The organism is Kribbella sp. NPDC050241 (assembly GCF_044459685.1).
GTDB lineage: Bacteria > Actinomycetota > Actinomycetes > Propionibacteriales > Kribbellaceae > Kribbella.
Genome location: NZ_JBITJE010000003.1, coordinates 504658 through 529882, shown reverse-complemented (window position 1 = coordinate 529882; position 25225 = coordinate 504658). Strand labels below are relative to the sequence as shown.

General features: G+C 68.4%; 25 protein-coding genes. 13 read left to right on the top strand and 12 right to left on the bottom strand.

The window, feature by feature from the left end:
• Positions 1-7: 7 nt before the first annotated feature.
• The 5 genes from nuoL to ACIBG5_RS17190 all read left to right on the top strand — a co-directional run bounded on the left by nuoL (position 8) and on the right by ACIBG5_RS17190 (position 6695).
• Positions 8-1879 carry an NADH-quinone oxidoreductase subunit L gene (nuoL, locus tag ACIBG5_RS17210; RefSeq protein WP_396392477.1) on the top strand — a complete coding sequence of 624 codons (1872 nt, stop codon included), beginning with the start codon at positions 8-10 and terminating at the stop codon, positions 1877-1879.
• Entirely contained in the window at positions 1876-3399 is a 1524-nt protein-coding gene (locus ACIBG5_RS17205; RefSeq protein ID WP_396392476.1) for an NADH-quinone oxidoreductase subunit M, read from the top strand. Before nuoL ends, ACIBG5_RS17205 begins: the two co-directional genes overlap by 4 nt.
• A complete protein-coding gene (nuoN, locus tag ACIBG5_RS17200; RefSeq protein WP_396392998.1) occupies positions 3399-4985 on the top strand; it encodes an NADH-quinone oxidoreductase subunit NuoN in 1587 nt (528 codons plus the stop codon). The genes ACIBG5_RS17205 and nuoN overlap by 1 nt, the downstream gene beginning before the upstream one ends.
• Positions 4982-6004 (top strand): polyprenyl synthetase family protein, encoded by a 1023-nt coding sequence (locus tag ACIBG5_RS17195; RefSeq protein WP_393380610.1) that lies wholly within the window; start codon positions 4982-4984, stop codon positions 6002-6004. The genes nuoN and ACIBG5_RS17195 overlap by 4 nt, the downstream gene beginning before the upstream one ends.
• Before the next feature lie 133 nt (positions 6005-6137).
• Positions 6138-6695: a hypothetical protein gene (locus tag ACIBG5_RS17190; protein WP_396392475.1), complete on the top strand. Its 558-nt coding sequence runs from the start codon at positions 6138-6140 to the stop codon at positions 6693-6695.
• Here ACIBG5_RS17190 and ACIBG5_RS17185 read toward each other — a convergent pair.
• The 5 genes from ACIBG5_RS17185 to rarD are packed head-to-tail and all read right to left on the bottom strand — an operon-like array spanning position 6692 to position 10584.
• Complete coding sequence (locus ACIBG5_RS17185) at positions 6692-8200, bottom strand: phospholipase D family protein (RefSeq protein ID WP_396392474.1); 1509 nt, start codon at positions 8198-8200, stop codon at positions 6692-6694. The genes ACIBG5_RS17190 and ACIBG5_RS17185 overlap by 4 nt on opposite strands.
• A 28-nt stretch (positions 8201-8228) precedes the next feature.
• Positions 8229-8702: a cupin domain-containing protein gene (locus ACIBG5_RS17180; RefSeq protein WP_396392473.1), complete on the bottom strand. Its 474-nt coding sequence runs from the start codon at positions 8700-8702 to the stop codon at positions 8229-8231.
• A gap of 28 nt (positions 8703-8730) precedes the next feature.
• On the bottom strand, positions 8731-9093 hold the full coding sequence (locus tag ACIBG5_RS17175) for a hypothetical protein (protein WP_396392472.1): 363 nt from the start codon (positions 9091-9093) through the stop codon (positions 8731-8733).
• 45 nt (positions 9094-9138) lie between these two features.
• On the bottom strand, positions 9139-9621 hold the full coding sequence (locus ACIBG5_RS17170) for an RrF2 family transcriptional regulator (RefSeq protein WP_396392471.1): 483 nt from the start codon (positions 9619-9621) through the stop codon (positions 9139-9141).
• 45 nt (positions 9622-9666) lie between these two features.
• Positions 9667-10584, bottom strand: a complete 918-nt coding sequence (rarD, locus tag ACIBG5_RS17165; RefSeq protein WP_396392470.1) for an EamA family transporter RarD — start codon at positions 10582-10584, stop codon at positions 9667-9669.
• Positions 10585-10726: 142 nt separating this feature from the next.
• Here rarD and ACIBG5_RS17160 point away from each other — a divergent pair, with 142 nt between their 5' ends.
• A complete protein-coding gene (locus ACIBG5_RS17160) occupies positions 10727-11479 on the top strand; it encodes a TIM barrel protein (protein ID WP_360450396.1) in 753 nt (250 codons plus the stop codon).
• Between the two features lie 144 nt (positions 11480-11623).
• Positions 11624-12370, top strand: a complete 747-nt coding sequence (locus tag ACIBG5_RS17155) for a D-Ala-D-Ala carboxypeptidase family metallohydrolase (protein WP_396392469.1) — start codon at positions 11624-11626, stop codon at positions 12368-12370.
• On the opposite strand, the gene ACIBG5_RS17150 is transcribed toward ACIBG5_RS17155, so the two are convergent.
• From ACIBG5_RS17150 to ACIBG5_RS17135, 4 genes are all read right to left on the bottom strand, one after another.
• The gene (locus ACIBG5_RS17150) at positions 12367-12834 is read right to left on the bottom strand and encodes a DUF402 domain-containing protein (RefSeq protein ID WP_396392468.1); all 468 of its coding nucleotides are present in this window, start codon (positions 12832-12834) and stop codon (positions 12367-12369) included. The genes ACIBG5_RS17155 and ACIBG5_RS17150 overlap by 4 nt on opposite strands.
• A 134-nt stretch (positions 12835-12968) precedes the next feature.
• The gene (locus ACIBG5_RS17145; protein ID WP_396392467.1) at positions 12969-14216 is read right to left on the bottom strand and encodes a DUF445 domain-containing protein; all 1248 of its coding nucleotides are present in this window, start codon (positions 14214-14216) and stop codon (positions 12969-12971) included.
• Positions 14217-14251: 35 nt separating this feature from the next.
• Positions 14252-15475 (bottom strand): MFS transporter, encoded by a 1224-nt coding sequence (locus ACIBG5_RS17140; RefSeq protein ID WP_396392466.1) that lies wholly within the window; start codon positions 15473-15475, stop codon positions 14252-14254.
• Entirely contained in the window at positions 15453-16436 is a 984-nt protein-coding gene (locus ACIBG5_RS17135; RefSeq protein WP_396392465.1) for a hypothetical protein, read from the bottom strand. Before ACIBG5_RS17135 ends, ACIBG5_RS17140 begins: the two co-directional genes overlap by 23 nt.
• Before the next feature lie 89 nt (positions 16437-16525).
• Here ACIBG5_RS17135 and ACIBG5_RS17130 point away from each other — a divergent pair, with 89 nt between their 5' ends.
• The 3 genes from ACIBG5_RS17130 to ACIBG5_RS17120 are packed head-to-tail and all read left to right on the top strand — an operon-like array spanning position 16526 to position 18735.
• Entirely contained in the window at positions 16526-16909 is a 384-nt protein-coding gene (locus ACIBG5_RS17130) for a hypothetical protein (RefSeq protein WP_396392464.1), read from the top strand.
• 30 nt (positions 16910-16939) lie between these two features.
• Complete coding sequence (locus tag ACIBG5_RS17125; protein ID WP_396392463.1) at positions 16940-18091, top strand: alpha-hydroxy-acid oxidizing protein; 1152 nt, start codon at positions 16940-16942, stop codon at positions 18089-18091.
• Positions 18088-18735, top strand: coding sequence for an HAD family hydrolase (locus tag ACIBG5_RS17120; protein ID WP_396392462.1), 648 nt, complete (start codon positions 18088-18090; stop codon positions 18733-18735). The genes ACIBG5_RS17125 and ACIBG5_RS17120 overlap by 4 nt, the downstream gene beginning before the upstream one ends.
• A gap of 126 nt (positions 18736-18861) precedes the next feature.
• On the opposite strand, the gene ACIBG5_RS17115 is transcribed toward ACIBG5_RS17120, so the two are convergent.
• Positions 18862-19824 carry a GlxA family transcriptional regulator gene (locus tag ACIBG5_RS17115; protein WP_396392461.1) on the bottom strand — a complete coding sequence of 321 codons (963 nt, stop codon included), beginning with the start codon at positions 19822-19824 and terminating at the stop codon, positions 18862-18864.
• Between the two features lie 81 nt (positions 19825-19905).
• On the opposite strand from ACIBG5_RS17115, the gene ACIBG5_RS17110 reads away from it, so the two are divergent.
• Complete coding sequence (locus ACIBG5_RS17110) at positions 19906-21057, top strand: serine hydrolase domain-containing protein (protein WP_396392460.1); 1152 nt, start codon at positions 19906-19908, stop codon at positions 21055-21057.
• A complete protein-coding gene (locus ACIBG5_RS17105; protein WP_396392459.1) occupies positions 21038-21793 on the top strand; it encodes an alpha/beta fold hydrolase in 756 nt (251 codons plus the stop codon). The genes ACIBG5_RS17110 and ACIBG5_RS17105 overlap by 20 nt, the downstream gene beginning before the upstream one ends.
• On the opposite strand, the gene ACIBG5_RS17100 is transcribed toward ACIBG5_RS17105, so the two are convergent.
• On the bottom strand, positions 21786-22865 hold the full coding sequence (locus ACIBG5_RS17100) for a 2-oxoacid:ferredoxin oxidoreductase subunit beta (RefSeq protein WP_360450424.1): 1080 nt from the start codon (positions 22863-22865) through the stop codon (positions 21786-21788). The two genes, ACIBG5_RS17105 and ACIBG5_RS17100, sit on opposite strands and share 8 nt — an antisense overlap.
• Positions 22862-24853, bottom strand: a complete 1992-nt coding sequence (locus ACIBG5_RS17095) for a 2-oxoacid:acceptor oxidoreductase subunit alpha (RefSeq protein WP_396392458.1) — start codon at positions 24851-24853, stop codon at positions 22862-22864. Before ACIBG5_RS17095 ends, ACIBG5_RS17100 begins: the two co-directional genes overlap by 4 nt.
• 150 nt (positions 24854-25003) lie before the next feature.
• On the opposite strand from ACIBG5_RS17095, the gene ACIBG5_RS17090 reads away from it, so the two are divergent.
• Positions 25004-25216 (top strand): hypothetical protein, encoded by a 213-nt coding sequence (locus tag ACIBG5_RS17090; protein WP_396392457.1) that lies wholly within the window; start codon positions 25004-25006, stop codon positions 25214-25216.
• The last annotated feature ends 9 nt before the right edge of the window (positions 25217-25225 follow it).

Below are 25225 nucleotides of genomic sequence, written 5' to 3'. Positions count from 1 at the left end.
AGCACCGATGAGTCATGAGCTGACGTGGCTGCTGGTCGCGGTCCCGGCCGTGTCCGCGGCGATCCTGCTGCTGGGTGGCAAGGCCACCGACGCATGGGGTCACCTGCTGGGCACGCTGGCACCGCTGATCGCCTTCGCCTTCGGCGTCGTGCTGTTCGTCCAGATGCAGGGCAAACCCAGCGACGACCGGTCCGAGACGGTCCGGCTGTTCGAGTGGTTCTCGGTCGGCAACATCAAGGTGGAGTTCAGCCTGCTGATCGACCCGCTGTCGATCCTGTTCGTGCTGCTGATCACCGGTGTGGGCTCGCTGATCCACATCTACTCGATCGGCTACATGGAGCACGACGCGCGCAGGCGCCGGTTCTTCGGCTACCTGAACCTGTTCATCGCCTCGATGTTGCTGCTGGTCCTCGCGGCCGACTACCTGGTGGTGTTCGTCGGCTGGGAGGGCGTCGGCCTGGCGTCGTACCTGCTGATCGGGTTCTGGCAGTACAAGAACTCGGCCGCGGTCGCCGCGAAGAAGGCGTTCGTGGTGAACCGGGTCGGTGACATCGGGCTGTCGCTCGCGGTGATGAGCATGTGGGCGCTGTTCGGCTCCTCGGCCTTCGCCACGGTGAATGCCGGCGCGGACAAGCTGTCGAGCACCTGGGCCACGCTGCTCGGCCTGATGCTGCTGCTGGCGGCCTGCGGCAAGTCCGCGCAGGTGCCGCTGCAGTCCTGGCTGCTGGACGCGATGGAGGGCCCGACCCCGGTGTCGGCCCTCATTCACGCGGCGACCATGGTCACCGCGGGTGTCTACCTGGTGGTCCGCTCGAGCGCGATCTACGAGCAGACCGACGCGGCCTCCACCGCGGTGGTGGTCGTCGGCACGGTGACCGTCCTGGTCGGTGCGATCATCGGTTGCGCCAAGGACGACATCAAGAAGGTCCTGGCCGGTTCCACGATGAGCCAGATCGGCTACATGATGCTTGCCGCCGGCCTCGGTCCGGTGGGCTACGTCTTCGCGATCTTCCACCTGCTCACGCACGGTTTCTTCAAGGCCGACATGTTCCTCGGCGCCGGTTCGGTGATGCACGGCATGAACGACGACGTGAACATGCGGCGCTACGGCGCCCTGCGGAAGTACATGCGGGTCACCTACGTGACGTTCGCCTTCGGCTACCTGGCGATCCTGGGCATCCCGCCGTTCTCCGGCTTCTTCAGCAAGGACCACATCATCGAGGTCGCCTTCGCGGAGAACACGGTGGTCGGTCTGTGTGCGCTGCTCGGCGCCGGGATCACCGCGTTCTACATGACCCGGCTGATGATGATGACCTTCTTCGGCGAGAAGCGCTGGGAGGAGGACGTGCATCCGCACGAGTCGCCGAAGGTGATGACCGGTCCGCTGATCGTCCTGGCGATCCTCTCGCTGGTCGGCGGTGCGCTCTACTTCGTCGGTCACTGGATCGTCAAGTGGCTGACGCCGGTCACCGGGTTCGAGGAGGCTGAACCGCCGATCGGCGCGCTGGCGATGACGCTGATCATCCTCGCGGTCGTGATCGTCGGCGCTGCCACCGGTGTTGTGCTGTTCCGCCGGGACATCCCGCGCCTGGCACCGGTGAAGGTCTCGCCGGTCACCACCTTCGCCCGCCGTGACCTGTACGGCGACGCGCTGAACGAGGCGGTCCTGATGCGTCCGGGGCAGTACCTCACCCGCACGCTTGTCTGGTTCGACAACCGCGTTGTGGACGGCTTGGTGAACGGGCTGGCCGCACTGTTCGGTGGACTGTCCGGCCGGCTCCGCCGGGTCCAGACGGGCTTCGTCCGTTCGTACGCACTCAGCATGGTCTTCGGCGCCGCACTCGTGGTCGTCGCCCTCCTCGCGGTGAGGTTGTCGTGAACATCGGTTGGTTGACCCTGTTACTGCTCCTGCCGTTCGTCGGGGCGATAGTGACGATGCTCGTGCCCAGCGCGAAGGCACTGCTGGCCAAGCAGGTCGCGCTCGGCTTCTCGCTCGTCACGCTGGTGCTGACCGCGATCGTTGCGATCGGCTACCAGCGCAACGGTGCCGAGGACTACGCCGAGACCTACACCTGGATCAAGGCCTTCGGCGCGCATTACGCGCTCGGCCTCGACGGGGTCAGCGTCGTCCTGCTGGTGCTGACCGCGCTGCTGACGCCGGTCGTGCTGATCGCTTCCTGGAACGACGCGCAGAACGGCCGCTGGTCGGAGAAGGCCTTCTTCGCCTGGGTCCTCGGCCTGGAGGCACTGTCGATCGGCGTGTTCGCCGCCACCGACGTGTTCCTCTTCTACGTGCTGTTCGAGGCCACACTGATCCCGATGTACTTCCTGATCGGTGGCTTCGGCGGTCCGCAGCGCTCGTACGCCGCGGTGAAGTTCCTGCTGTACTCGCTGCTCGGCGGTCTGCTGATGCTGGCGTCGGTGGTCGGTCTGTACGTCGTCTCGGCGAAGCAGGGCGCCCCGTCGTACCTGCTGTCCGACATGATGAAGCTCGACATGAGCCAGAACACCGAGCGCTGGTTGTTCCTCGGCTTCATGTTCGCGTTCGCGGTGAAGGCGCCGATGGTCCCGTTCCACACCTGGCTGCCGGACGCCGCCGGTGAGGCGACGCCGGGTACGTCGGTGCTGCTGGTCGGCATCCTGGACAAGATCGGCACCTTCGGGATGATCCGGTACTGCCTGGGCCTGTTCCCGAACGCGTCCGAGTGGGCCACCCCGGTCGTCCTGGTGCTGGCGCTGATCTCGGTCCTGTACGGCGCTCTGCTGGCGATCGGGCAGACCGACATCAAGCGGCTGATCGCCTACACCTCGATCTCGCACTTCGGCTTCATCGTGATGGGTATCTTCGCGCTGACGTCGCAGGGCCTGACCGGGTCGACGTTGTACATGTTCAACCACGGTCTCTCCACCGCCGCGCTGTTCCTGGTCGCCGGGTACCTGATCTCCCGGCGCGGATCGGCCCGGATCGCCGACTACGGCGGGGTGGAGAAGGTGGCACCGGTACTGGCCGGCACGTTCCTGTTCGCCGGCCTGTCCAGCCTCGCGCTGCCCGGCATGTCGCCGTTCATCTCCGAGTTCATGGTGCTGGCCGGGACGTTCAGCCGGCACAAGGTGATCGCGGTGATCGCGGTGGTCGGTATCGTGCTGGCCGCGCTCTACATCCTGCTCATGTACCAACGCCTGATGACCGGGCCGGTCCGCGACGGGATCGAGAAGCTGAAGGACCTGAACGTGCGTGAGGTGCTCGCGATCGCTCCGCTGATGGTGCTGATCGTCGGCCTCGGGATCTTCCCGAAGCCGGTGGTCGACATCATCAAGCCGGCGGTGGAGTCGACCATGCAGCACGTCGGTGTGACCGACAAGGCACCGCAGATCCCCGTGACGGAGGGACAGAAGTGATCGCGCACATCCTGCCGCTGGCGGACTTCACCGCGCCGAAGATCGAGTACAGCGAGCTGTCGCCGCTGCTCGTGGTCTTCGGTGCGGCGTGTGTCGGCGTACTGGCGGAGGCGTTCCTGCCTCGCCCGCTGCGGCACCTGGTGCAGCTGGCGATCACGGTGGTCGCCGTGCTCGTGTCCGGCGTACTGACCGGCTTCCTGATGAACGACAACAAGGAGCTGATCGCTGCGCAGGGTGCGATCTCGGTCGACGGCCCGGCGCTGTTCACCTGGCTGATCCTGCTGGCGCTGACGCTGATCAGCGTGCTGCTGTTCGCCGAGCGGTCGGTCGACGGTGGGCTGTCCGCGTTCGCCGGCCAGGCGGCCGCCGTACCGGGGTCCGAGGCCGAGCGGGAGGGCACCGCGGCCAAGGTCGAGCACACCGAGATCTTCCCGCTGACGCTGTTCGCGGTCGGCGGCATGATGCTGTTCGCGTCGGCCAACGACCTGCTGGTGCTGTTCGTCGCGCTCGAGGTGTTCTCGCTGCCGCTGTACCTGCTCTGCGGCCTGGCGCGTCGTCGCCGGCTGATCTCGCAGGAAGCCGCGATGAAGTACTTCCTGCTCGGTGCGTTCTCCTCGGCGTTCCTGCTGTTCGGCATCGCGCTGCTCTACGGGTACGCCGGCACGATGTCGCTGGGCGGGATCTCGGACGCGCTGGCCACGCAGACCGGCGGTGACACGATCCTGCTGGCCGGCACCGGTCTGGTGGCTGTCGGCATGCTGTTCAAGGTCGGCGCCGTACCGTTCCACGCCTGGACCCCGGACGTGTACCAGGGCGCCCCGACCCCGGTCACCGGGTTCATGGCGGCCTGCACCAAGATCGCCGCGTTCATCGGGCTGATGCGGGTCTTCTACGTGGCGCTCGGCGGCACCCGCTGGGACTGGGCTCCGATGATGTGGATCGTCGCGATCCTGACCATGGTGGTCGGTTCGATCGTGGCCATCACCCAGACCGACGTGAAGCGGATGCTGGCCTACTCGTCGATCGCGCACGCCGGCTTCCTGCTGACCGCGTTCGTCGGGCTGGCGCAGGTCGGGAACGGCGTACACAACGGGATCACCTCGACCCAGGCGGTGCTGTTCTACCTGGTCTCCTACGGCTTCCCGACCGTCGGCGCGTTCGCCGTCGTCACGCTGGTGCGGGATGCGGGCGGCGAGGCCACCCACCTGTCCCGATGGGCCGGACTGGGCAAGAAGTCGCCGCTGCTGGCCGGCATCTTCGCCTTCTTCCTGCTCTCCTTCGCCGGCATCCCGCTGACCGCGGGCTTCACCGGCAAGTGGGCGGTCTTCAGCGCGGCGTGGTCCGGTGGCGCGTGGCCGCTGGTCGTGGTCGCGGTGCTGGCCAGCCTGGTCGCCGCGTTCTTCTACGTCCGCGTGATCGTGCTGATGTTCTTCTCCGACCTCCCGGCCGACGCGCCGGACGTGGCTCTGCCCGGCTGGCAGACCACGAGCGCGGTCGCGCTCGGTCTCGCCGCCACGGTGGTCCTCGGCCTGGTTCCCGGGCCGATGCTCGACCTGGCGGCGCGAGCGGGTGAGTTCATCCGGTGAGTCCGTCCCCGCTGCCGGCCGAGAGCCTGGGATTCGCGTTCGCCGACGAGGCGCTCGAATCCCGGGTTCGCGACGGCCTGGAGTCGGTCGAGCGGGAACTGCACGACGCGACCCAGTCCGAGGCGCCGTTCGTGACGGCGGCCGCGCAGCACGTCATGGTTGCCGGCGGCAAGCGGTTCCGGCCGCTGCTGGTGCTGCTGGCCGCCGAGTTCGGTCCGTCGCCCGCTGCCCCTGAGGTGATCAAGTCGGCGGCCGTGGTCGAGCTGACCCACGTCGCGACCCTGCACCACGACGACGTGATGGACGAGGCGGCGCTCCGGCGCGGTTCGTCCACCGCGAACGCACGGTGGGACAACTCGGTCGCGATCCTGTCCGGCGACTGGCTGTTCGCCCGGGCGTCGGACCTGGTCGCCGATCTCGGCCCGGAGGCGGTCCGGATCCAGGCCCGCACCTTCGGCCGGCTGGTCGAAGGCCAGATCCGCGAGACCCTCGGGGTCGGCGAGGGCCAGGATCCGCTGGCGCACTACCTGTCGGTGGTCGCCGACAAGACTGGCTCGCTGATCGCGACCTCGGCGCTGTTCGGAGCCCGGTACGCCGGTGCGTCCGAGGAGGTCCAGGAATCGCTGCGAGCCTTCGGCGAGGAGATCGGCGTCGCCTTCCAGTTGGCCGACGACATCCTCGACATTGCCTCGGAGTCCGACCAGTCCGGCAAAACACCAGGCACCGATCTCCGCGAAGGCGTGCCGACGCTGCCGGTGCTGATCTTCCGCGCGCAGGCCGACCCCGCTCAGCCCGACGACGCTCGCCTGCTCGAGCTGCTCGACTCCGATCTTTCCGACGACGCCCGGCTCACTGAGACCCTCGAGCTGCTGCAGGCGCACCCGGCGTTCCGTCAGGCCGAGGACGACGTACGCCGCCGCGCGGCCGACGCCCGCAAGCTCCTCGCCGACCTCCCCGAAGGGCCCGCGCGCGAGGCCCTCGACTCCCTCTGCGACCTGGTCGTCACCCGCTCCGTCTGAACACCGCTCGCAGCCCGCGGGGTCTGGCCTCCAGCTCCTGCGTCATGGCGGCGCCGAAAGAGTCTTGGCGGCGCCGAAAGCGGATTGAAAGGGCTGCGTGGTCCTCTGTCGGTCAGAGATCCGGGAGGTGCTGGTGGACACAGTCGAGCAGGTGGAGCGGCCGTGGGTGCTGCGGCGGTGGCCTGCGGTGGCAGGCGTCGCGATGGCAGCGTTCGCGGCGTGGGGGATGGAGAGCGGTGCCGACGTGGCGCCGATCGTGACGGCGTCGGCGTTCTTGTACCTGGGAGCCGCGGCCTTGCAACGCCGGAAGGCTGCCTGGCCGATGTTCGCCGTCAGCTTCGTCGCGGTAGGACTCGGGTCCTACTTCGACGGCGTCAACGCAACCTGGGTCATGCTGGCCCTCGCTGCTGTACTAGCCGTGTACGGCGTCGTCCGCGGTGCCCTCCGCCCACCCTGGGGCCTGCCCTTGCAGGCAGCAGCCCTGGTGGTGCTGGCCGCCGTTGCCCTGATAGCGGTACGGGCGGACCAAACCGTAGCCGGAGTCCTCGTAGCCGCCGGACTCCTCATCCACGCCGGCTGGGACACCTACCACCACCGCACCCACCGAGTAGTCGCCCGCTCCATGTCCGAGTTCTGCGCCGTCCTCGACACCCTCCTCGCCGTCGTGGTGCTCGTCGTCACCTTTGCCTAGAAGGTGTTGCGGTGGCGGCGGGGACGGCCGTCGGGGTCGTAGAGGTGGCGGGCGAACCAGCGGGCCCAGGGGGAGTGGAGGCGGGGAACCGGCTGGGGGTTGTGCGGGCGGATGCGGCCCGCGGGTCGTGGCCCGAGGCAACCATTTGAGTGCCAGTCGTCCAGGGTGGCGGCCGTCTCGCGCCACCGATCGAAGCCGGCGATCGGGTCGAGCTCGGGGTCGTGGGTGCCCAGATGCTCGGACCACAGCTCCGACCGCAGCGAGCGGGCCAGGTCCTCGGAGTCGACCGCACACGTCAGCTCGCTGTCGTTCGTCCAGGACCGGCGGTTGAAGTTGTCGGACCCACACGTCAACCACTGGTCGTCGACGATGCAGACCTTCGCGTGCACATAGATCGGTACGCCGGCCTCGTTCTCCAGGTTGTAGATCGCCACGCGATCCGACTCCAGCAACCGCATCGCCTCCAGTTGCGCGTAGCGGGCCGGCGGACCACTCACCCGCCCGTCCTGGTCCGGATACCGCGGTACAACCGCGATGATCCGCAACCCGGGAGACCGCACCAACGCCTCCCGTAGGCACAGCGTCACCTCCGTGGACCACAGGTACTGATCCTCCACATAGATCAGTGACCGTGCCCGCGCGAACGCCTTCAGATAGCCACGAGCGATACTGTGCTCCCCACGCGGCGCGAACGGGAACGCCGGATGCTTGTGCGCGTATGTCCGCAACACCTGTACGGCGTGCGGCCCGGCCGGCGGCGGATCCGGGAAGGCCTCCGGCAGGTTCGACGGATGCCGAGGCATCCGCGCCAGCCGCTGGATCACCATCCGGTACGGCGTTCTACGGTCGAGCGGGTGGGGATCGTCCCAGCGTTCGACGAAGCAGCGCAGCAGATCACCCACGGCGGGACCGCGGATCGCGAACATGACGTCGTGCCAGGGTGGACGGGATCCGTACCGCACGTCCATCGGCGCCGGCTGCGGATCACCCAGATGCCGTTCGTCGTCACGTCGTCCGTGACACAGATCGATGCCGCCGACGAAGGCGACGTCCGAGGCCGGATCGTCGCGATGCCGGATCACGAAGAGCTTCTGGTGGTGCGACGCCAACCGACGGACACGCTGATCGAGCAGCACCTCCCCGCCGGCCTCGTTCAGCTCGGTGCCGAGCCGCTGGTTCTCCTGCGAATTGAAGTTCATGTGGTCCGAGTGGGACCGCCACAGCAGTGCCCGGACCTCCACTCCGGCGCGGGCCAGGTCGCAGAGCGTCGCACCCAGGCCGGGACCGCCCTCGACCAGGACCTCGTCCGGATCGCCACGCCAGTCGGTGAAGTACACCCGGTCGCCCGGTCGCAGCGCGCGCAGTTCGTCGTACAGGTGCCGGAAGTAGGTCGCGCCGTGCACCAGGGCCTGGACCAGGTTGCCCTCGATCCAGGCCCCGTCGGCGTCGATGTCCGTCGCAGGGTTGCCCCGCTCGGCCGCGGTCAGGAACCAGTCGTGCCTCATCCGTTCCCAGTGCCCGCTATCGGCCACATCATGACTGGCGAGTCTGCCAGACCGGGCTTTCGATGTAGTGGTTGTCGTAGAGGTCGCTGGTCTGAGCCAGTTCGGCGGCGTCGGTTTCGCCGCGGTAGACGCGTTCCAGGAGGCGGTAGTAGTCGAAGCGCGGCTTCGCGTGGGTGAGGACGAAGAAGACCTCGGTGTTCTCGTCGCCGGCCGCCTCGAAGGCGTGCGGGGTGTTCGGCGGTACGACGAGGAAGTCGCCCTTGGCGAGGGTGATGAGGTCGCCGCCGAGCAAGACACGCAGGCTGCCGGTGAGGACGAAGAACAGTTCGGACGCCTCCTGGTGCTGGTGCGGGGGAGCGCTGTCCTTGCCGGGCCTGAGGATCGAACGGTGGCTGGTCAGGTGACCGCCGGTGTCGGCGACGTCGGCGAACAGGGTGACTCCGGCGGCGGGAAGGACCTCGGCCTCGGCGGCGCGGACCAGGACGGGCTGGTTGGTGCTCATGACAGTTTCTCCTTCGATAGGTGGGGAATCAGTTGCTGATGGCATCGACCAGGACCGGCGTCCGGCGCCGGCCGGTCAGCGCGATCGCGGCGGTGACGACGACCCCGGCCGCGGTCAGCAGGACGGCGAGCCGGAGCCCGTGGGTGGTCGCCGTACGCAGCGACTCGCCGGTCAGGCCGGCCGTGCCGCGGTTGGCGATGGCAACGAGGATCGCGAGACCGACCGCGTTCCCGATCTGCTGACCGGTCGACGCCATCCCCGAGCCGATGCCCTGGTGTTCCGCGGCGACGCCGGTGGACGCGGCGGCGTACATGGTGCTGAACGCGCTGCCCTGGCCGAAGCTGAGGATCAGCAGGGACAGGATCAATGGTTTATTCAGGATATTTGACATCCAGAATCAACTCCTGGGTCTGGACGGAGAGGTGGTGGGTGACGTTCAGGACTTGAGGTTGGCGAACCGGTTCCGGGTGCTGGCGGGAGCGTCCGGAGACGTGCTCACCACCCGCTCGGCGATGTCCGCGATGGTCTGGCCGGCCAGCGTACGGCGATAGGTCAGCTCCGCGGCGCGCATCGCCTGGGAGACCACGCAGACCTTGGTGTAGTCGGCCTTCGGATCGGCGCCCGGGCCCTGTTTCAGGATCTGCGTGCAGCGGAACGCGTCGTCCGGCCCGTCGATCGCGACGACGATGTCGAGCAGGGTGATCTTGTGCGGGTCGCGGGCCAGCTGGAAGCCGCCCTTCGGCCCGGACACCGAGGTGAGGATGCCGGCCCGGGTGAGCGCCTGGAGCTGTTTGTTCAGGTACGCCGTGGGAAGGTTGTAGAACGCGGCGAGTCGCTTGGCGGTGACCGCCTCGCCGGGCAGCCAGCTGAGATTCACGCAGCTGTGCATCGCCCACTCGACGCCTTCGTTCATCTTCATAACCTGGATACTAAATGTCCTGAATCCCGGTCGTCAAGCGAATGGTCACACCGCGGAGGCGGTGACCGCGGCGCGCTCGATCGCGATCGTCCGGCGCCGCCGGTTCATGCTGTCGATGGTGAAGATCACCAGCGCCAGCCAGACCAGCCCGAACCCGGCCCACCGCATCGGTGACATCTCCTCGTGGAACACCAGTACGCCGCAGACGAACTGCATGATCGGCGCGATGTAGTTCAGCAGGCCCAGCGTGGTCATCGGCACCCTGGTCGCGGACGCCCCGAAGAGCAGCAGCGGTACAGCGGTGATCGGCCCGGTCAGCAGTACCAGCGTGAGATAGCCGGCGCCGTGATGCGTGACCGTCGACTCGCCTTGCGCGCCGAGTACGACGACCGCCACGAGTGCGAGCGGTGCCACGGTCGCGGACTCGATCGCCATTCCCTCGATCGCGCCGGCGCCGGCCTGCTTCTTCGTCAGCCCGTAGAACCCGAACGAGAAGGTGAGAATGATCGCGACCCACGGTGGTCGGCCGTTCTCGATCGTCAGCCCGGCGACGGCGACGAAGGCGACCGAGAGCGCGACCCACTGCAGTGCCCGCAACCGCTCCTTCAGCACCACGACGCCGAGCAGCACGGTGAACAGCGGAGTGATGAAGTACCCGAGCGACGTCTCCACGACCCGGCCGTGGTTCACCGCCCAGATGTAGGTGCCCCAGTTGACCGAGATGAGGAACGCGGCCACGGTCAACGGCCACCGGCGCCGAGGCTCTCGCAGCAACGCCTTCACCTGGCCGAACTTCCGCAGTACGACGACCAGGATCGCGATCGTCACGAGCGACCACAGGACCCGGTGGGCCAGCAGTTCGATCGCGCCGGAGTGGTCCAGCAGCTTCCAGTAGAGCGGGAACAGACCCCAGATCAGGTAGGCGGCGAACCCGTAGATGAACCCTCTGCGCTGCTCTGGCACGCCGTCAGACTATGCCCACGCGACAGTCGCATCCAATTGCTTTGCTCATGACGTGAGACGGGCGGGCGTCCAGTACCCGTTGTCCCCGGGGAGCCGCTGGTGCGATGCGGTTGGATAGAGGGGTGGACACGAGGAGGCACGCGTGGGTGTGAGGACCGGTCTGGTCTCGGTGACGTTCCGCCAGTTGCCGGCCGACGAGGTGGTGGGGCTGGCTGCGAAGGCCGGACTCGCGGCGATCGAGTGGGGTGGTGACGTGCACGTCCCGCTCGGCAATCTGGTCACCGCCAAGCGGGTCAAGGCGCTGTGCGAGGTCCACGGGTTGGAGATCGCGGCGTACGGCTCCTACCTGCGTGCGGGCAGCATCGACCGGGAGGAGATGCGCTCCGCGGTCGCGACCGCGGAGGCCCTCGGCGCGCCCCGGATCCGAGTCTGGGCGGGCAACGTCGGTACGGCGCAAGCGGGCGTGGGGGACCGGATGGCGGTGACCCGCGGGCTGGCCGAGCTGGCCGATGTGGCGGCCTCGTCCGGGATCGAGATCGCGATGGAGTTCCACCGCAACACGCTTACCGACGAGGTCGACTCCACCATCACGCTGCTGCTCGACGTCGGGGCTCCCAACCTCAAGACGTACTGGCAGCCGCCGGTCGACCTGGACGACGCCCAGTGCCTCGACCAGCTCGAAGCCCTGATGCCGTGGCTGACCACGGTCCACGTCTTCTCCTGGTGGCCGTCGAACACCCGGCTCCCGCTCGCCGGCCGTGAGTCGCTCTGGCGCCCGGTACTGGACCGCCTCGCCGCCGAGCCCCGCGAGATCAACGCTCTCCTCGAGTTCGTCGCCGACGACTCCCCGGAGCAGCTGGCCAAGGACGCGGCCGACCTGCACGCCTGGGTCTGATTGACGGGCAGGTAGAGAGCGACCGGGTGGGTCGGACGGATGGGTGCCTTCGCGTCGGAAAGTTTCGCTGAGCACTGGCCAAGCGGTGGATGGTGACGGAATGCTGGGTCGGGACAGGTTCCTTCACCGCCCCGGAGGTGTCCGATGTCCATCACCCGACCGTTGCCGCGGCTGATCGCCGTACTGCTGCTGTTCGCGGCGACGCTCACGACCAGCCAGGTCGTGACCGCGACCGAGGCGCACGCGGATGGTTGTTACACGTGGGGCCGCACGCTCAGCCAGGGCATGAACGGCGAGGATGTGCGGCAGTTGCAGATCAGGGTCGCCGGATATCCCGGGTACGGCGGTCACCTCGCCGTCGACGGGGACTTCGGGCCGGCCACCAAGGCCGCGGTGCAGCGGTTCCAGTCGGCGTACGGGCTGGGGGCGGACGGGATTGCCGGGCCGGCGACGTTCAGCAAGATCTACGCGCTGCAGGACGACGACTGCACGCCGATCCATTTCGCGTACACCGAACTCGATGACGGGTGCGGCGGATCGGGGTGGGACGGCGGACCGTTGTCTGCGGCGGCGACGAAGGCCAATGCGTTGCAGACCATGTGGCAGTTGGAGGCGATGCGGCACGCGCTCGGCGACCAGCCGCTGAACATCTCCAGCGGGTTCCGGAGCATTCCCTGCAACAACTCCGTCGGTGGCGCGAGCAACAGCCAGCACCTGTACGGCCGGTCCGCCGACCTGACCGGAGTCCACTCCTTCTGCACCCTCGCCAAACAAGCCCGCAACCACGGCTTCGGCGGCATCTTCGGCCCCGGCTACCCCGGCCACAACGACCACACCCACGTAGACATCCGCACCGGCAACGTCTGGGACGCCCCCAACTGCGGGATCTAGGTGACCGGTTGGTTTCCGAAGTCGGTCAGGGGTGGTAGCTCCAGGGCGATCGCCTCTGACAGCCGGGTCCAGCCTGTGGTGCCGAAGGGCTCGATGCCTTGGGTGAACTGCTGTTCCAACGTGTGAGCTGATTCGACGGCCGCCCGGTGTTCGTGATCGTCGATCAAACCAGCGGCGTGTGCCTCCGCGAGCTCATCCCAGTCCTCGGTGCCCACGGTCCCATCCGGCCGACGGTACGGATCGAGCTCGAGATCGACGTACGTCCACTCGTCCCCGACCAGCGCCGGCTGGGTACTCACGTCCGCCACCAGCAACCCACGCGGCCGCCACGTCGCGAACCACCACCCGTCCCGCGGCACCAGATGCAACGCGTCCTCCCCAGGCCCACCCGGCCAGCGTTGCGCCACCTCGCAGAACGCCCGTCGTCCCCCCGATGCCGCGAACGTGCCGGCGTGAACAACCACGTCCCGAACTCATCCGCCTCCCACTCGTACGACGGCCACAACCCACACCCCATCGGCCTCTTCCGCTTCCGGACGTACGTCGTCTTCACACCCCCACCATCCCAACCCCACAGGCCACTCGCGCGGGGTGTCTGTCAGAGGAGTTGGCTCACGGTGTGGATGAGAAGGCCGACGAGGGCGCCTACGACGGTGCCGTTGATGCGGATGAACTGGAGGTCCCGGCCGACGTGGAGTTCGATCCGGGCGGCGGCTTCGCGGCCGTCCCAGCGTTCGATGGTGTCGGAGATGACCGAGACGATCTCGTTGCCGTAGGTGCGGACGACGTACCCGACGGCTTCGGAGGCGCGGGCGTCGACCTTCCCACGCAGCGCCTCGTCGTCCTGCAGTCGTTGCCCCAGCTCCTGGATGGCCTTGGTCGCGCGCACCCGCAGTGTGCTGTCCGGATCGGCGATCGAGTCGATCAGCGCGGTGCGTACGGCGTCCCACACCGCGGTCAGGCTGGAGCCCATATCGGGATGTGTCAGCATCCGCGCCTTGAACGCCTCGAAGCGCTCCATCGTCGCCGGATCGTTCTGCAGGTCGTGGGCGAGCTGCCCGAGCAGCCGGTCGACCGCCCGCCGCGCCGCGTGCGTCGGGTTGTCCCGTACGTCGGCCAGCCAGGCCAGCGCCTCGCGGTGGATCCGGTCGATCACCAGCCGGTCGACCCACTGCGGTGACCACCGCGGCGCCCGCGGACCGACCACGTCGGCGAGCAGTTCACGGTTGTCACGCAACCAGTCATGCGCCTCCACCATCAGCAGGTCGAACAGTGCGTGATGGGCACCGTCATCGACGACCGACTGCAGGAAATGCCCCGCGATCGGGCTCAACGGCTCCTGCACGAACCGCGGCAGCAGCGACCCCCGGACGAACGCCGCCACGTCCTCGTCGCCGAGTCGCGGCAGCGCCGCCCCGATCGTCCGGGCGCCCTCGGCCACGATCCGCTCGGCATGGGTGCCGGAGGCAAGCCACTCGCCGGCCCGGCGGCTCACCTCGGCGGTCCGCATCTTCTCCGCCACCACCTCCTGGGACAGGAAGTTCTCGGTGACGAACTGCTCCAGGCTCTCGGCCAGGCTGTCCTTTCGGGTCGGCACGATCGCTGTGTGCGGGATCGGCAGCCCCAGCGGCCGCCGGAACAGCGCGGTCACCGCGAACCAGTCCGCCAGCGCACCCACCATCGCGGCCTCCGCCGCGGCGTTCAGGTACGCCCAGCCGCCGTCGCGGTGCAGCGTGGCCACATAGATCACCGCGGCCAGCAGCAGCAACGACAACGCTACCGATCGCATCTGCCGCAGCCCGCGCCGCCGGACGAGGTCGGCGGCGCCCAACGTCAATGTCGCCATACCCCGATCTAACCAAGTCCCCGGTGATCAGAAGGTCAGGCGACAACCTGGTCGACCCCTGAGTTTCGGACCGTACGACGATCCATCAGGCCGGAGACAAGGGCCAGGAGCAGCCCAGCGACGGCCAGGACGGCGCCGACGCGGCTCGGCCATTCGTAGCCGTAGCCGGCGGCCAGGACGACGCTGCCGAGCCAGGCGCCGAGGGCATTGGCGATGTTCAGCGTCGAGTGATTGAGCGACGCCGCCAGCGACTGTCCCTCGTGCGCGACGTCCATCAGCCGGGTCTGCAGTGCCGGCACCAGGATGCTCGCCGAGAACCCCATCGCGAAGACCGCGATCAGGGCTCCTGGCCGGGTTTGCGCCAGCCATCCGAACGTCCCGAGTACGACGGTGATCGCGAGCAGGCCGCCGTACAGGCTGGGCATCAGGGCGCGGTCGGCGAGCCGGCCGCCGACGACGGTGCCGCAAGTCATGCCGATGCCGTACATGGCCAGCACCACCGTGACCGCAGCCTCGGAGAAACCGGACAGTTCCGTCATCGTCGGGGCGATATAGGAGTACGTCGCGAACATGCCGCCGAAGCCGACCATCCCGACCAGCAGGGCCATCCACACCTGCGGTCGGGACAGGGCACTGAGCTCGCTACGGATGTTGACGTCGCTGCCGACCGGCTGCGGCGGGACCCAGAACCACACCGCCACCAGCGTGACCAGCCCGAGCGCGCCGACAGCGAGGAACGGCGCCGGCCAGCCGAGTCGCTGACCCATCAGGGTGGTGATCGGTACGCCGATGATGTTGGCGACCGGGAGACCGACCATCGTCATCGACACAGCCCAGGCGCGCCGATTGACCGGCACGAGTGTGGTCCCGACCACTGCGCCGATGCCGAAGAACGCCCCGTGCGGTACGCCGGTCAGAAACCGCGCCGCCAGCAGGAACTCGTAGCTCGAGGCAACGGCCGACAGCACGTTGCCGATCACGAACAGCGCCATCAGCCCGAGCAGCAGCCGCTTCCGGCCGGTCCGGGCGCCGAGCGCCGCGATCACCGGTGCGCCGACCACCACGCCCAGCGCGTACGCCGAGATGAGGTGGCCGGCGGTCGGGATCGAGATCCCCACACCGTCTGCGATCTGGGGCAGTACTCCCATCGTGACGAACTCGGTGGTTCCGATCGCGAAACCACCGGTCGCCAGCGCGAACAGAGCGAGGCCGACAGGCCACTCGGTGCTGCGGCTGTCAGGAGTCACTGAGTTTGTCACGCCTGATTGTTGCACCCACGAGCAGCACCACCGCGATGAGGGCGAAGACCACATTGCCGATCAGGTCGGTGGTCCGCGACGCGTCCATCACCGGGTCCTCCGGGAACGCGTGCCACGCGTAGGTCAGGAGCGCGCCACCCGCCACGGCGAGCGAATGCAGCTGCGTCCAGCCGGTTCGCCGCGACCACCGCACCACCACGATCACCGCGAGTACGTCGAGCGCGGCCATCAGCCCGGCCTGCAGCCAGCCGTTCTTCACCAGGTCGTTCACCAGCATGAACGCCGAGCTGAGCACCAGCCCGGCGGCGCCGACCAGCCACGCCGAGGGCACCGTGCCCGCCGTACGACGCCGTCCGCGGGAGCCGACCCGGGCCGCGATGGCGATGAGGACGACGATCGCGATTCCGGTCCCGGCGAACTGCGCCGGCGACGCGACGAACGAGTCGCTGCTCAGGGCGAACGCCGTGTTCGCGACGATGCCGGCGGCGAAGATCGCGCCGTACACCCAGAGGCCGATCTTGCCGAGCCACGGTTCACGCGGGCGGCGCGAGGCCGACTCGACCAGCACGATCGGCACGGTGATGCTCCACACCGTGTGCAGCGCGAGCACGAACAACGTCCATGGCGCGCCCATGCCCAGCGCCGAGATGTGTCCCGGATCGAGCAGCCGCAGGTCCGCGTAGTTCGGGTTGAACAGCGACTGCGTGGTCACCCCTTCCTCGAGTACGCCGTACGCCAGCGCGAGGATCATGACGCTCGGGTAGCCCCAGCCGCGGCGCCTGACGACTTCACGGATCAGCACTGCGCCACCGCCGTACAGCGGTGCCAGGAACAGCAGCGCGAAGATCTGGCTGATCGGGATGTTCCCCAGCAGGAACTCCGCCACCAGCGGCGCCAGGAAGAACAACCCGAGGGCCGGCAGGGTCCGCTTCATCACACTCACATCGGTTGTGTCGGTCACGCTTCTCACTCTCGCGTTCGACGGGCGCCGGCACCGATGCGATCCGTCCGGATCCTGCGCTGACGAACGTCGGGCCCCGGACCTGACGGATGTCATGCTCAGGGATCATTCAGTGCGTCCTGCTCCCGGCGAAGATCGTCGACCTCGACGCGACCGCACTTCCTCAGCTGTCCGAGGAGTTCCAGACCGTTGCCACGAGCAACAAGGTCGAGCACCACCTGATCCCCGGCATCGAGCCGTACACGCCCGGCGACCACCTCGCTGTCTTCAACAGCTGGGGCTTGCTGATCTGCAAGGATGTGGACTTCCCTGCGCTGTCCCGTTCGTACGGGAAGGAAGATGTCGGCCTGCTGCTGGTGTCGGCCCTCGACTTCGAGAACGACGGCTGGCTGCACAGCCGGATGGCGCTGCTCCGCGGGATCGAGAACGGCATCCCGATGGCCCGCGACGGCTGGCCGGGGTGGTGTGGTTGAGGTCGCGCGGTGGGCGTGGGAGCATCCGGCATGGCCAACTATGGGGATCACCAGTTGCAGATCTACCTGCAGGGGATGCTGCAGGGGACACGGCCGGAGATCACGACCGACCTGGCCCGGCTGGAGTCGCAGGCGGCCGGGACGCTGTCCGCTGAGGCGATGGGGTACATCGTGCCGAGCGCGGGCAGCGGGGCGACGGCGCGCGCGAACCTGGCAGCGTTCGATCGGTGGCGGCTGGTGCCGCGGATGCTGCGCGGCAGCGTCGACCGTGACCTGTCCTGCACCATCCTCGGTACGGCGATGCCCGCGCCGGTGCTGGTCGCGCCGATCGGAGTACAGACGCTGGCCCACCCCGACGGCGAGCTGGCGACGGCCCGGGCCGCGGACGCGCTCGGCCTGACCTACACGCACTCGACGCAGGCGAGTCACGCCTTCGAGCAGATCGAGGCGAAGAGCAAGTGGTACCAGCTCTACTGGCCGACCGACCGCGACGTCTGCCTCAGCTTCCTGCAGCGGGCGAAGGCGAGCGGGTACGGCGTCCTGGTCGTCACCCTCGACACCGGGACGCTGGGCTGGCGTCCGGCCGATTTGGACCGCGGGTTCCTGCCGTTCCTCAAGGGGGAGGGCCTGGCGAACTACTTCAGCGACCCGGCGTTCCAGGCCAAGCTGGCCAAGCCGGTCGCCGAGGACCCGGGCGCAGCGGTGATGCACTGGGCGCAGATGTTCCCGAACGTCGGCCTGGGCTGGGACGAGCTGTCGTTCCTGCGGGACAACTGGGACGGCCCGATCGTGCTGAAGGGGATCACGGCCGTCGAGGACGCCAAGCTGGCCGCAGAGCACGGCGTGGACGGGGTCGTGGTCTCGAACCACGGCGGCCGCCAGGTCGACGGCGCGATCGCGTCCCTCGACGCGCTGCCCGCGATCGCGGACGCGGTCGGTGAGCAGCTGACAGTCCTCTTCGACTCCGGCGTCCGCACCGGCTCGGATGCGGCGAAAGCGCTCGCACTCGGGGCCAAGGCAGTCCTGCTCGGCCGTCCGCTTCTCTACGGTCTCGCCCTGGCCGGACAGGCCGGAGTTGAACATGTCCTGCGATGTTTCCTGGCCGAGCTCGACCTCACGCTGGCACTGTCCGGCTACGCCAACCACCGCGAGCTCAACCGGGACTCGGTGGTCCGGGCGTGAAGGCGGTCATCTTCGACCTGGACAACACACTGTTCGACCACACCGGGTCGGCGACGTACGCGATCCGCAGCTGGATCCCCGAGCTGGGTGGTATGACGACCGACGAGCTGGTCGCGCAGTGGTTCGTGATCGAGGACCGTGTCTACAGCCGGTTCCTGGCCCGCGAGATCACGCACCAGGGGCAGCGGCGTGGCCGGCTCCGCGACTTCCTGCCCCTGCTCGGCCACCCGGTGCCGCCGACGGATGCGGAGCTGGACGAGCTGTTCACCGGCTACCTGCACCACTACCGGTCGAGCTGGACCGCGTACCCGGACGCCCGCCCGGGGTTGGAAGTTGCCCGGAGCAACGGTTGGCGGATCGGCGTGCTGACCAACGGCAGCACGAAACAGCAGAACGCGAAGCTCCAGGCGATCGGGCTGGCCGACCTCGTCGACGTGGTCTGTACGACGGAATCGCTCGGCGTCAGCAAGCCCGCCCCAGAGACCTACCTGCGGACTTGCGAGGCGCTGGGTGTCGACCCGGTGGACACAATGATGATCGGCGACAACCTCGAGCTGGATGTACTGGCGGCCCGCGCCGTCGGCCTGACCGCGCATCACCTCGATCGCGCGGCCGGCGTCACCCTCACGGACTTGGTGTCCTGAGATTCCGGTCTTCGGAGTCGGAGAAATCGTTCGTCATGGCACGATCTTCCGGACTATCGGGCGCCGGGCCATCCATCCGGACCGATCAGGTCCGGATGCCTGCTGGAGCGGGCCGGATTCCTGGGATCAGGCCGATGCCTGCGTCCGCCGGTACTGCGACGGAGGTACGCCGTACCGGTCGAGGAAGGCCTGCCGGAGGGACTCGGTCGAGCCGAAGCCGCACTGCCGGGCGACTGCCGCGAGTGGCAGCTCTCCCGAAACCAGGAGGTGTGCCGCTGCCTCGGTGCGGACACCGCGGACGTACTGCGCCGGCGTCTGCTCGACGTGGGTGAGGAACATCCGCGACAGGTGCCGCTCGCTGACCCCGGCGAGTCGCGCCAGGGCCGGCGTACTCAGGTCCGAGGTCGGGTGGCTGACGATGTGGTCGCGGAGCCGGCGGACGAGGAGGTCGCCGCTCAGCCGGCTCGCCACGAACATGCTCATCTGGGACTGGCCGCCAGGCCGCTGGAGGTAGGTGACCGTGCCCAGCGCGACACCGCGGGCGATCGCCTCGCCGTGGTCCTCCTCGATGAACGACATGGTCAGATCCAGTGCGCTCGTGACGCCACCCGAGGTCGCGATCTCGCCGTCGCGGATGTAGATCGGGTCCGCGTCGACATCGACATCCGGGTGCTTCGCCGCGAGCTGGTCGGCGTACATCCAGTGCGTCGTGATGCGGCGCCCGCTCAGCAGGCCGGTGGCCGCGAGCACGGTCGCGCCGGTGCACACCGACGACACCCGGCGGGCTAGCGCGGACAAGCGTCGTACGTGCCCGACCAGGCTGCGATCGGCGGCGGCGTCCTCGTGTCCGAGTCCGCCGGACACAAGCAAGGTATCCATCGGCTCGTTGAACCGCTCGAGCGCCACATCGGCCTGCAGTTGCAGACCCGAGTCACAGCGCACCGCGCGCTTCCCCGGCGTCGCCAGCACCATCCGGTACGGCGGGCTGGCGCCGATGCGGTTCGCGATGTCGAGACACGACGTGACACAGGCGATGTCGAGCAACTCGGCACCGTCGTACGCGACCAGGAGGACCAGGCGTTCGTCCACGTCGCCACGGTATCCGCTCTTGCGATGTAACGTTCACAACACATACCGTCGGTTCTGAAGTGTTCGCTACAAGGAGGTTCGATGGAGCGAGTCGCGGCCCTGGTCCGGCGGTACGTCGACGCGGGACGGTATCCGGGTGCGGTCACGGCGGTGGCCCGGCGGGACAAGGTGGAGTTGTTCGAGGCCTGCGGACTGGCGGACGCCGAGCGTGGCCGGGAGATGCGGCCGGACACGATCTTCCGGATCTTCTCGATGACGAAGCCGATCGTGAGCCTCGGGCTGATGCAGTTGTACGAGGAGGGCCGGTTCCAGCTCGACGATCCGGTGGTGAAGTACCTGCCCGCGCTCGGACGCCCGAAGGTGTTCGCGGACGGCGCGCTCCGCGACTCCACCCGGGAGATGACGGTGCGCGACATCCTGATGCACATGTCGGGACTCGCGGCCTCGAACGGCAAGCACCCGGTGAGCCGGCTCTACCAGGACGCCGGGCTGACCGGGATGGACTCGGACGCACCGTTGTCGGAGCTGCCGGCCCGGCTGGCAGATCTTCCACTGCAGGCGGATCCGGGGACGCGCTGGATCTACGGGATCTCGACCGACCTGGTCGGGCTGCTGTGCGAGGTGATCGGCGGTCTGCCGCTGGACGAGTACCTGCGCACCCGGATCTTCGATCCGCTCGGCATGACGGACACCGGATTTTCGGTGCCCGAGGCAAACATCTCCCGCTTCGCCGCGAGCTACACGTACGCCGACGGCGGCTTCGCGCCGGCGGACGACCCGTTGACGAGCGCGTACCTTCGGCCGCGCGCGTTCCTGTCCGGCGTGGCTGGGTTGGTGTCGACGGCCGGGGACTACCTGCGGTTCGTCCGGATGCTGGCCGCCGGCGGTTCGCTCGACGGTGTGCGGATCATCGGCCCGCGGACACTGCGGTTCATGACCATGAACCACCTGCCCGGTGGTCAGGACCTCGCGGCGGTGGCCGATTTCGGTGGAGAGACGAAGCGAGCGGGACAAGGCTTCGGCCTCGGGTTCGGGGTGTTGCTGGATCCGACGGTGGCGCAGACGATCGGCACCCCGGGCGAGTACTTCTGGGGTGGTGCCGCGTCGACGGCGTTCTTCAGCTCGCCGGCCGACGAGCTGGCCGTCGTCTTCCTGACCCAGTTGCGTCCGTCCTCCAGCTATCCGATCCGTCGCGAGTTGCGCGCCGCTGTCTATGCCTCACTCGACGACTGACGACGGCTGCCGGCTCTGGACCGAGGCGACCGGCGACGGACCAACCGTCGTCCTCGTCCACGGCGGCCCTGGCTGGTGGGACGTCTTCGACGACCTCCCTCGGCTGCTGCCCGGCTTCAGGGTCCACCGGTGGGACCAGCGCGGCTGCGGCCGGTCGGATCGCCGCGGTCCCTACACCCTCGAACGCTCGGTCGCCGACCTCGAGACGATCCGCGGCGGCCACGACAAGTTCATCCTGGTCGGCCACTCCTGGGGTGCGGCCCTCGCGCTCCAGTACGCCGCTGCGCACCTCGACCACCTCAGCCACCTGATCCTGGTCTCGAGCACCGGGCTCGACGGACCGCCCCCGTCGTACCGGGACCGCGTTGCCGAGCGGCTCGTGCCATCAGTTGATCCCTGGATCGCGCGCATCGCCACGAACTTCGCCGACCGGACGACGGCGCTGGAGCAGTCACGCCGGCTCAACACACCACGCTTCGAGCCCAACCAGGAATGCGCCGACGCGTTGCTGGCCGAGCTCCGTGCGGTGCCGGATCGGGCCAGCGCTTGCGAGCGGATCGACGTACCGACGTTGCTGATCCACGGTGCGGAGGATCTGCGGCCGCCGTACGTCACCGACAGTCTGCTGCGCGCGCTGCCGAATGCGGAACGGGTAGTGCTCGACGGTGTCGGACACTACCCGTGGGTGGAGGACCCGGACGGCTTTCAGAGAGCCGTCCGGACCTTCCTCAGTTGATGGTCCAGGTGTCCGAGCCGGTGACGAGGGCCTGGAGGTCGCCGGTGCCCTGAGCCTCCTGGGCGGTGGTGATCTGCTGACGGACCATGTCGTCGTACGCCGGGCGCTCGACCGCACGGAAGATGCCGATCGGCGCCTGGTGCAAGACACCGGCGTCGGTCAGCCGGGACAGCGCGAACGCGTACGCCGGGTCGTCCGCGTGGGCGTCGTGGACGACCAGGTCGGCCTCGCCGTTGGGCAGGTCGGCGACCTCCTTCACGGCCAGCGAGGCGAAGCCGTCGCGGACCACGCCGAGCCGGCCTTCCTTGCCGAACCGGATCGGCTCGCCGTGCACCAGCGGGATGATCGCGTCGTCGCGGGTGTCGGGGTCCTTGAACGCCTCGAACGCGTTGTCGTTGAAGATCGGGCAGTTCTGGTAGATCTCCACGATCGCGGTGCCGCGGTGCTCGGCGGCCGCGCGCAGGACCGAGGTCAGGTGCTTGCGGTCGGAGTCGATCGTGCGGGCCACGAACGTCGCCTCCGCGCCGAGCGCCAGCGAGACCGGGTTGAACGGGTTGTCCACCGAGCCCATCGGCGTCGACTTCGTCACCTTGCCCGGCTCCGAGGTCGGCGAGTACTGACCCTTGGTGAGGCCGTAGATCCGGTTGTTGAACAGCAGGATCTTCAGGTTCACGTTCCGCCGCAGCGAGTGGATCAGGTGGTTGCCGCCGATCGACAGCGCGTCGCCGTCACCGGTCACCACCCAGACACTCAGGTCCGGCCGGGCCACCGCGAGACCGGTCGCGATCGCCGGCGCGCGCCCGTGGATCGAGTGCATGCCGTACGTCGACAGGTAATACGGGAACCGGGACGAGCAGCCGATGCCGGAGACCATCGCGATGTTCTCGCGCTTGATCCCGAGCTCGGGCAGGAAGCCCTGGAACGCGGCCAGCACGGCGTAGTCACCGCAGCCGGGGCACCACCGGACCTCCTGGTCCGACACGTACTCCTTGCGGTTCTGCGGCTCGCTCGCGGCCGGGACGCCGTGCAGCCCACCGGGCAGACTCGGCAGGCCGAGGTCGACCGTACTCATCGTGCTCCTCCCAATCGGGACTGGTGCAGATCGTGCTCGTTACCGTTCAGTGCCTCGCCGTGCGTCAGGTTGGCGGCAGCTTCGCCCAGGTGGCGCGCGTCGTCGTCGATGCCCTCGGTCTCCTCGACCAGGTTGCCGATCACTTCGGCCAGCTCGGCCGCGCCGAGCGGCATACCCCGGACCTGCGCGTAGGAGACGACGTCGACCAGGAACTTCGCCCGCAGCAGCATCGCCAACTGGCCCAGGTTCATCTCCGGGACCAGGACCTTGTCGTAGCTGCGCAGCAGGTCACCCAGGTTCGGTGGGAACGGGTTCAGGTGCCGTAGGTGGGCCTGCGCGACCTTGCCGCCGACCTTGCGGACCCGGCGGACGCCGGCGCCGATCGGGCCGTACGTCGATCCCCAGCCCAGCACCAGGACCTTCGCCGTACCGTCCGGGTCGTCGACCTCGATCGGGTCGATGGAACGGGCGATGCCGTCGACCTTCGCCTGCCGGGTGCGGATCATCAGGTCGTGGTTGGCCGGGTCGTAGGAGATGTTGCCGGTCTTGTCCTCCTTCTCCAGACCGCCGATGCGGTGGTCCAGGCCCGCCGTACCCGGGATCGCCCAGGCGCGGGCCAGGGTCTCCGGGTCGCGCAGGTAGGGGAGGTAGATCGGTGCGCCCTTGTCGTCGGTGGCGTTCGGCTCGAGAGTGAAGTCCGGATCGATCGTCGGCAGGTCGCCGACCACCGGGATCTGCCACGGCTCCGAACCGTTGGCCAGGTAGCCGTCGGACAGCACGATCACCGGTGTCCGGTAGGTGACGGCGATCCGGGCCGCCTCGACCGCGATCGCGAAGCAGTCCGCGGGGGACTGGGCCGCGATCACCGGCAGCGGCGCCTCGCCGTTGCGGCCGAACATCACCTGCAGCAGGTCGGCCTGCTCGGTCTTGGTCGGCATGCCGGTCGACGGGCCGGCGCGCTGGATGTCACAGACGACCAGCGGCAGCTCGAGCATCACGCCGAGGCCGATCGTCTCGGACTTCAGGCTGATGCCCGGGCCGGACGACGTGGTCACGCCGAGCGCTCCGCCGAAGGACGCGCCGAGGGCGGCGCCGACACCGGCGATCTCGTCCTCGGCCTGGATCGTGGTCACGTTGAACCGCTTGAGCTTGGACAGCTCGTGCAGCACGTCGGAGGCCGGGGTGATCGGGTACGCGCCCAGGACCAGCGGCAGCCCGGCCCGCTGAGCGCCCGCCACCAGGCCGTACGCCAGCGCCAGGTTGCCGGAGATGTTCCGGTAGGTGCCGGTGGCCATCTTGGCCGGCTTCACCTCGTACCGGACCGAGAACTCCTCGGCGGTCTCGCCGAAGTTGTAGCCCGCCCGGAAGGCGGCGATGTTCGCGTCCCGGATGTCCGGCTTACTGGCGAACTTGGTCTCGAGGAACGTGATCGTCGACTCGACCGGGCGCTGGAACAGCCACGACACCAGCCCCAGCGCGTACATGTTCTTGGCCCGGGACGCGTCCTTGCGGGTCAGGCCGAACTCCTTGACCGACTCCACCGTCATGCCGGTCAGGTTCAGCGGCACCACGTGGTAGCCGTCGAGCTCACCGGTCTCCAGCGGGTTCTGCTCGTACCCGATCCGCTTCAGGTTCCGCGGCGTGAAGTCGGCGGTGTCGACGATCAGGGTGGCGCCGCGCGGCACGTCGCGCAGGTTCGCCTTCAGCGCCGCCGGGTTCATCGCGATCAGCACATCGGGCGCATCACCCGGCGTGAGGATGTCGTGGTCGGCGAAGTGGAGCTGGAAGGACGACACTCCCGGCAGAGTTCCGGCTGGTGCCCGGATCTCGGCGGGGAAGTTGGGCAGGGTCGACAGATCATTGCCGAACGATGCCGTTTCCGCTGTGAACCTGTCCCCCGTGAGCTGCATCCCGTCGCCGGAGTCGCCGGCGAAGCGGATCACCACTCGGTCGAGCTGCTTGACCTCGATGGTCACTGTTCTGTTCATCTCCAAGTCGAAGCTTGGGTCGGCCCGCCACGTCGTGGGCGACAGGTCGATCCCCCCAGTTCAGGGCGATAACCCCAATATTAGTTCGCCCTTAGTACAGAACCATGCGGAAGCCCCGGTGGTCCACAGCCTGGGACACGGTGTTAGTGGGTGGATTCATCCGCTAGGGACGAATTCGCCAATGTCACCCTGTGCAGTCGTTCGCTTGCGATCCGCAGTCACAACCGGCGGGCGCAGGAGACCGAGACCTGGCTCAACGCCAAGATCCTCGGCGTCACCCGCCTCCGCCTGCAAGTCGCCGACCTCACATCCGGCTACGGCCCCTACGTCTCAGTCGACTCGATCATGCTCTGCACCAACTAAGCTGCTGCC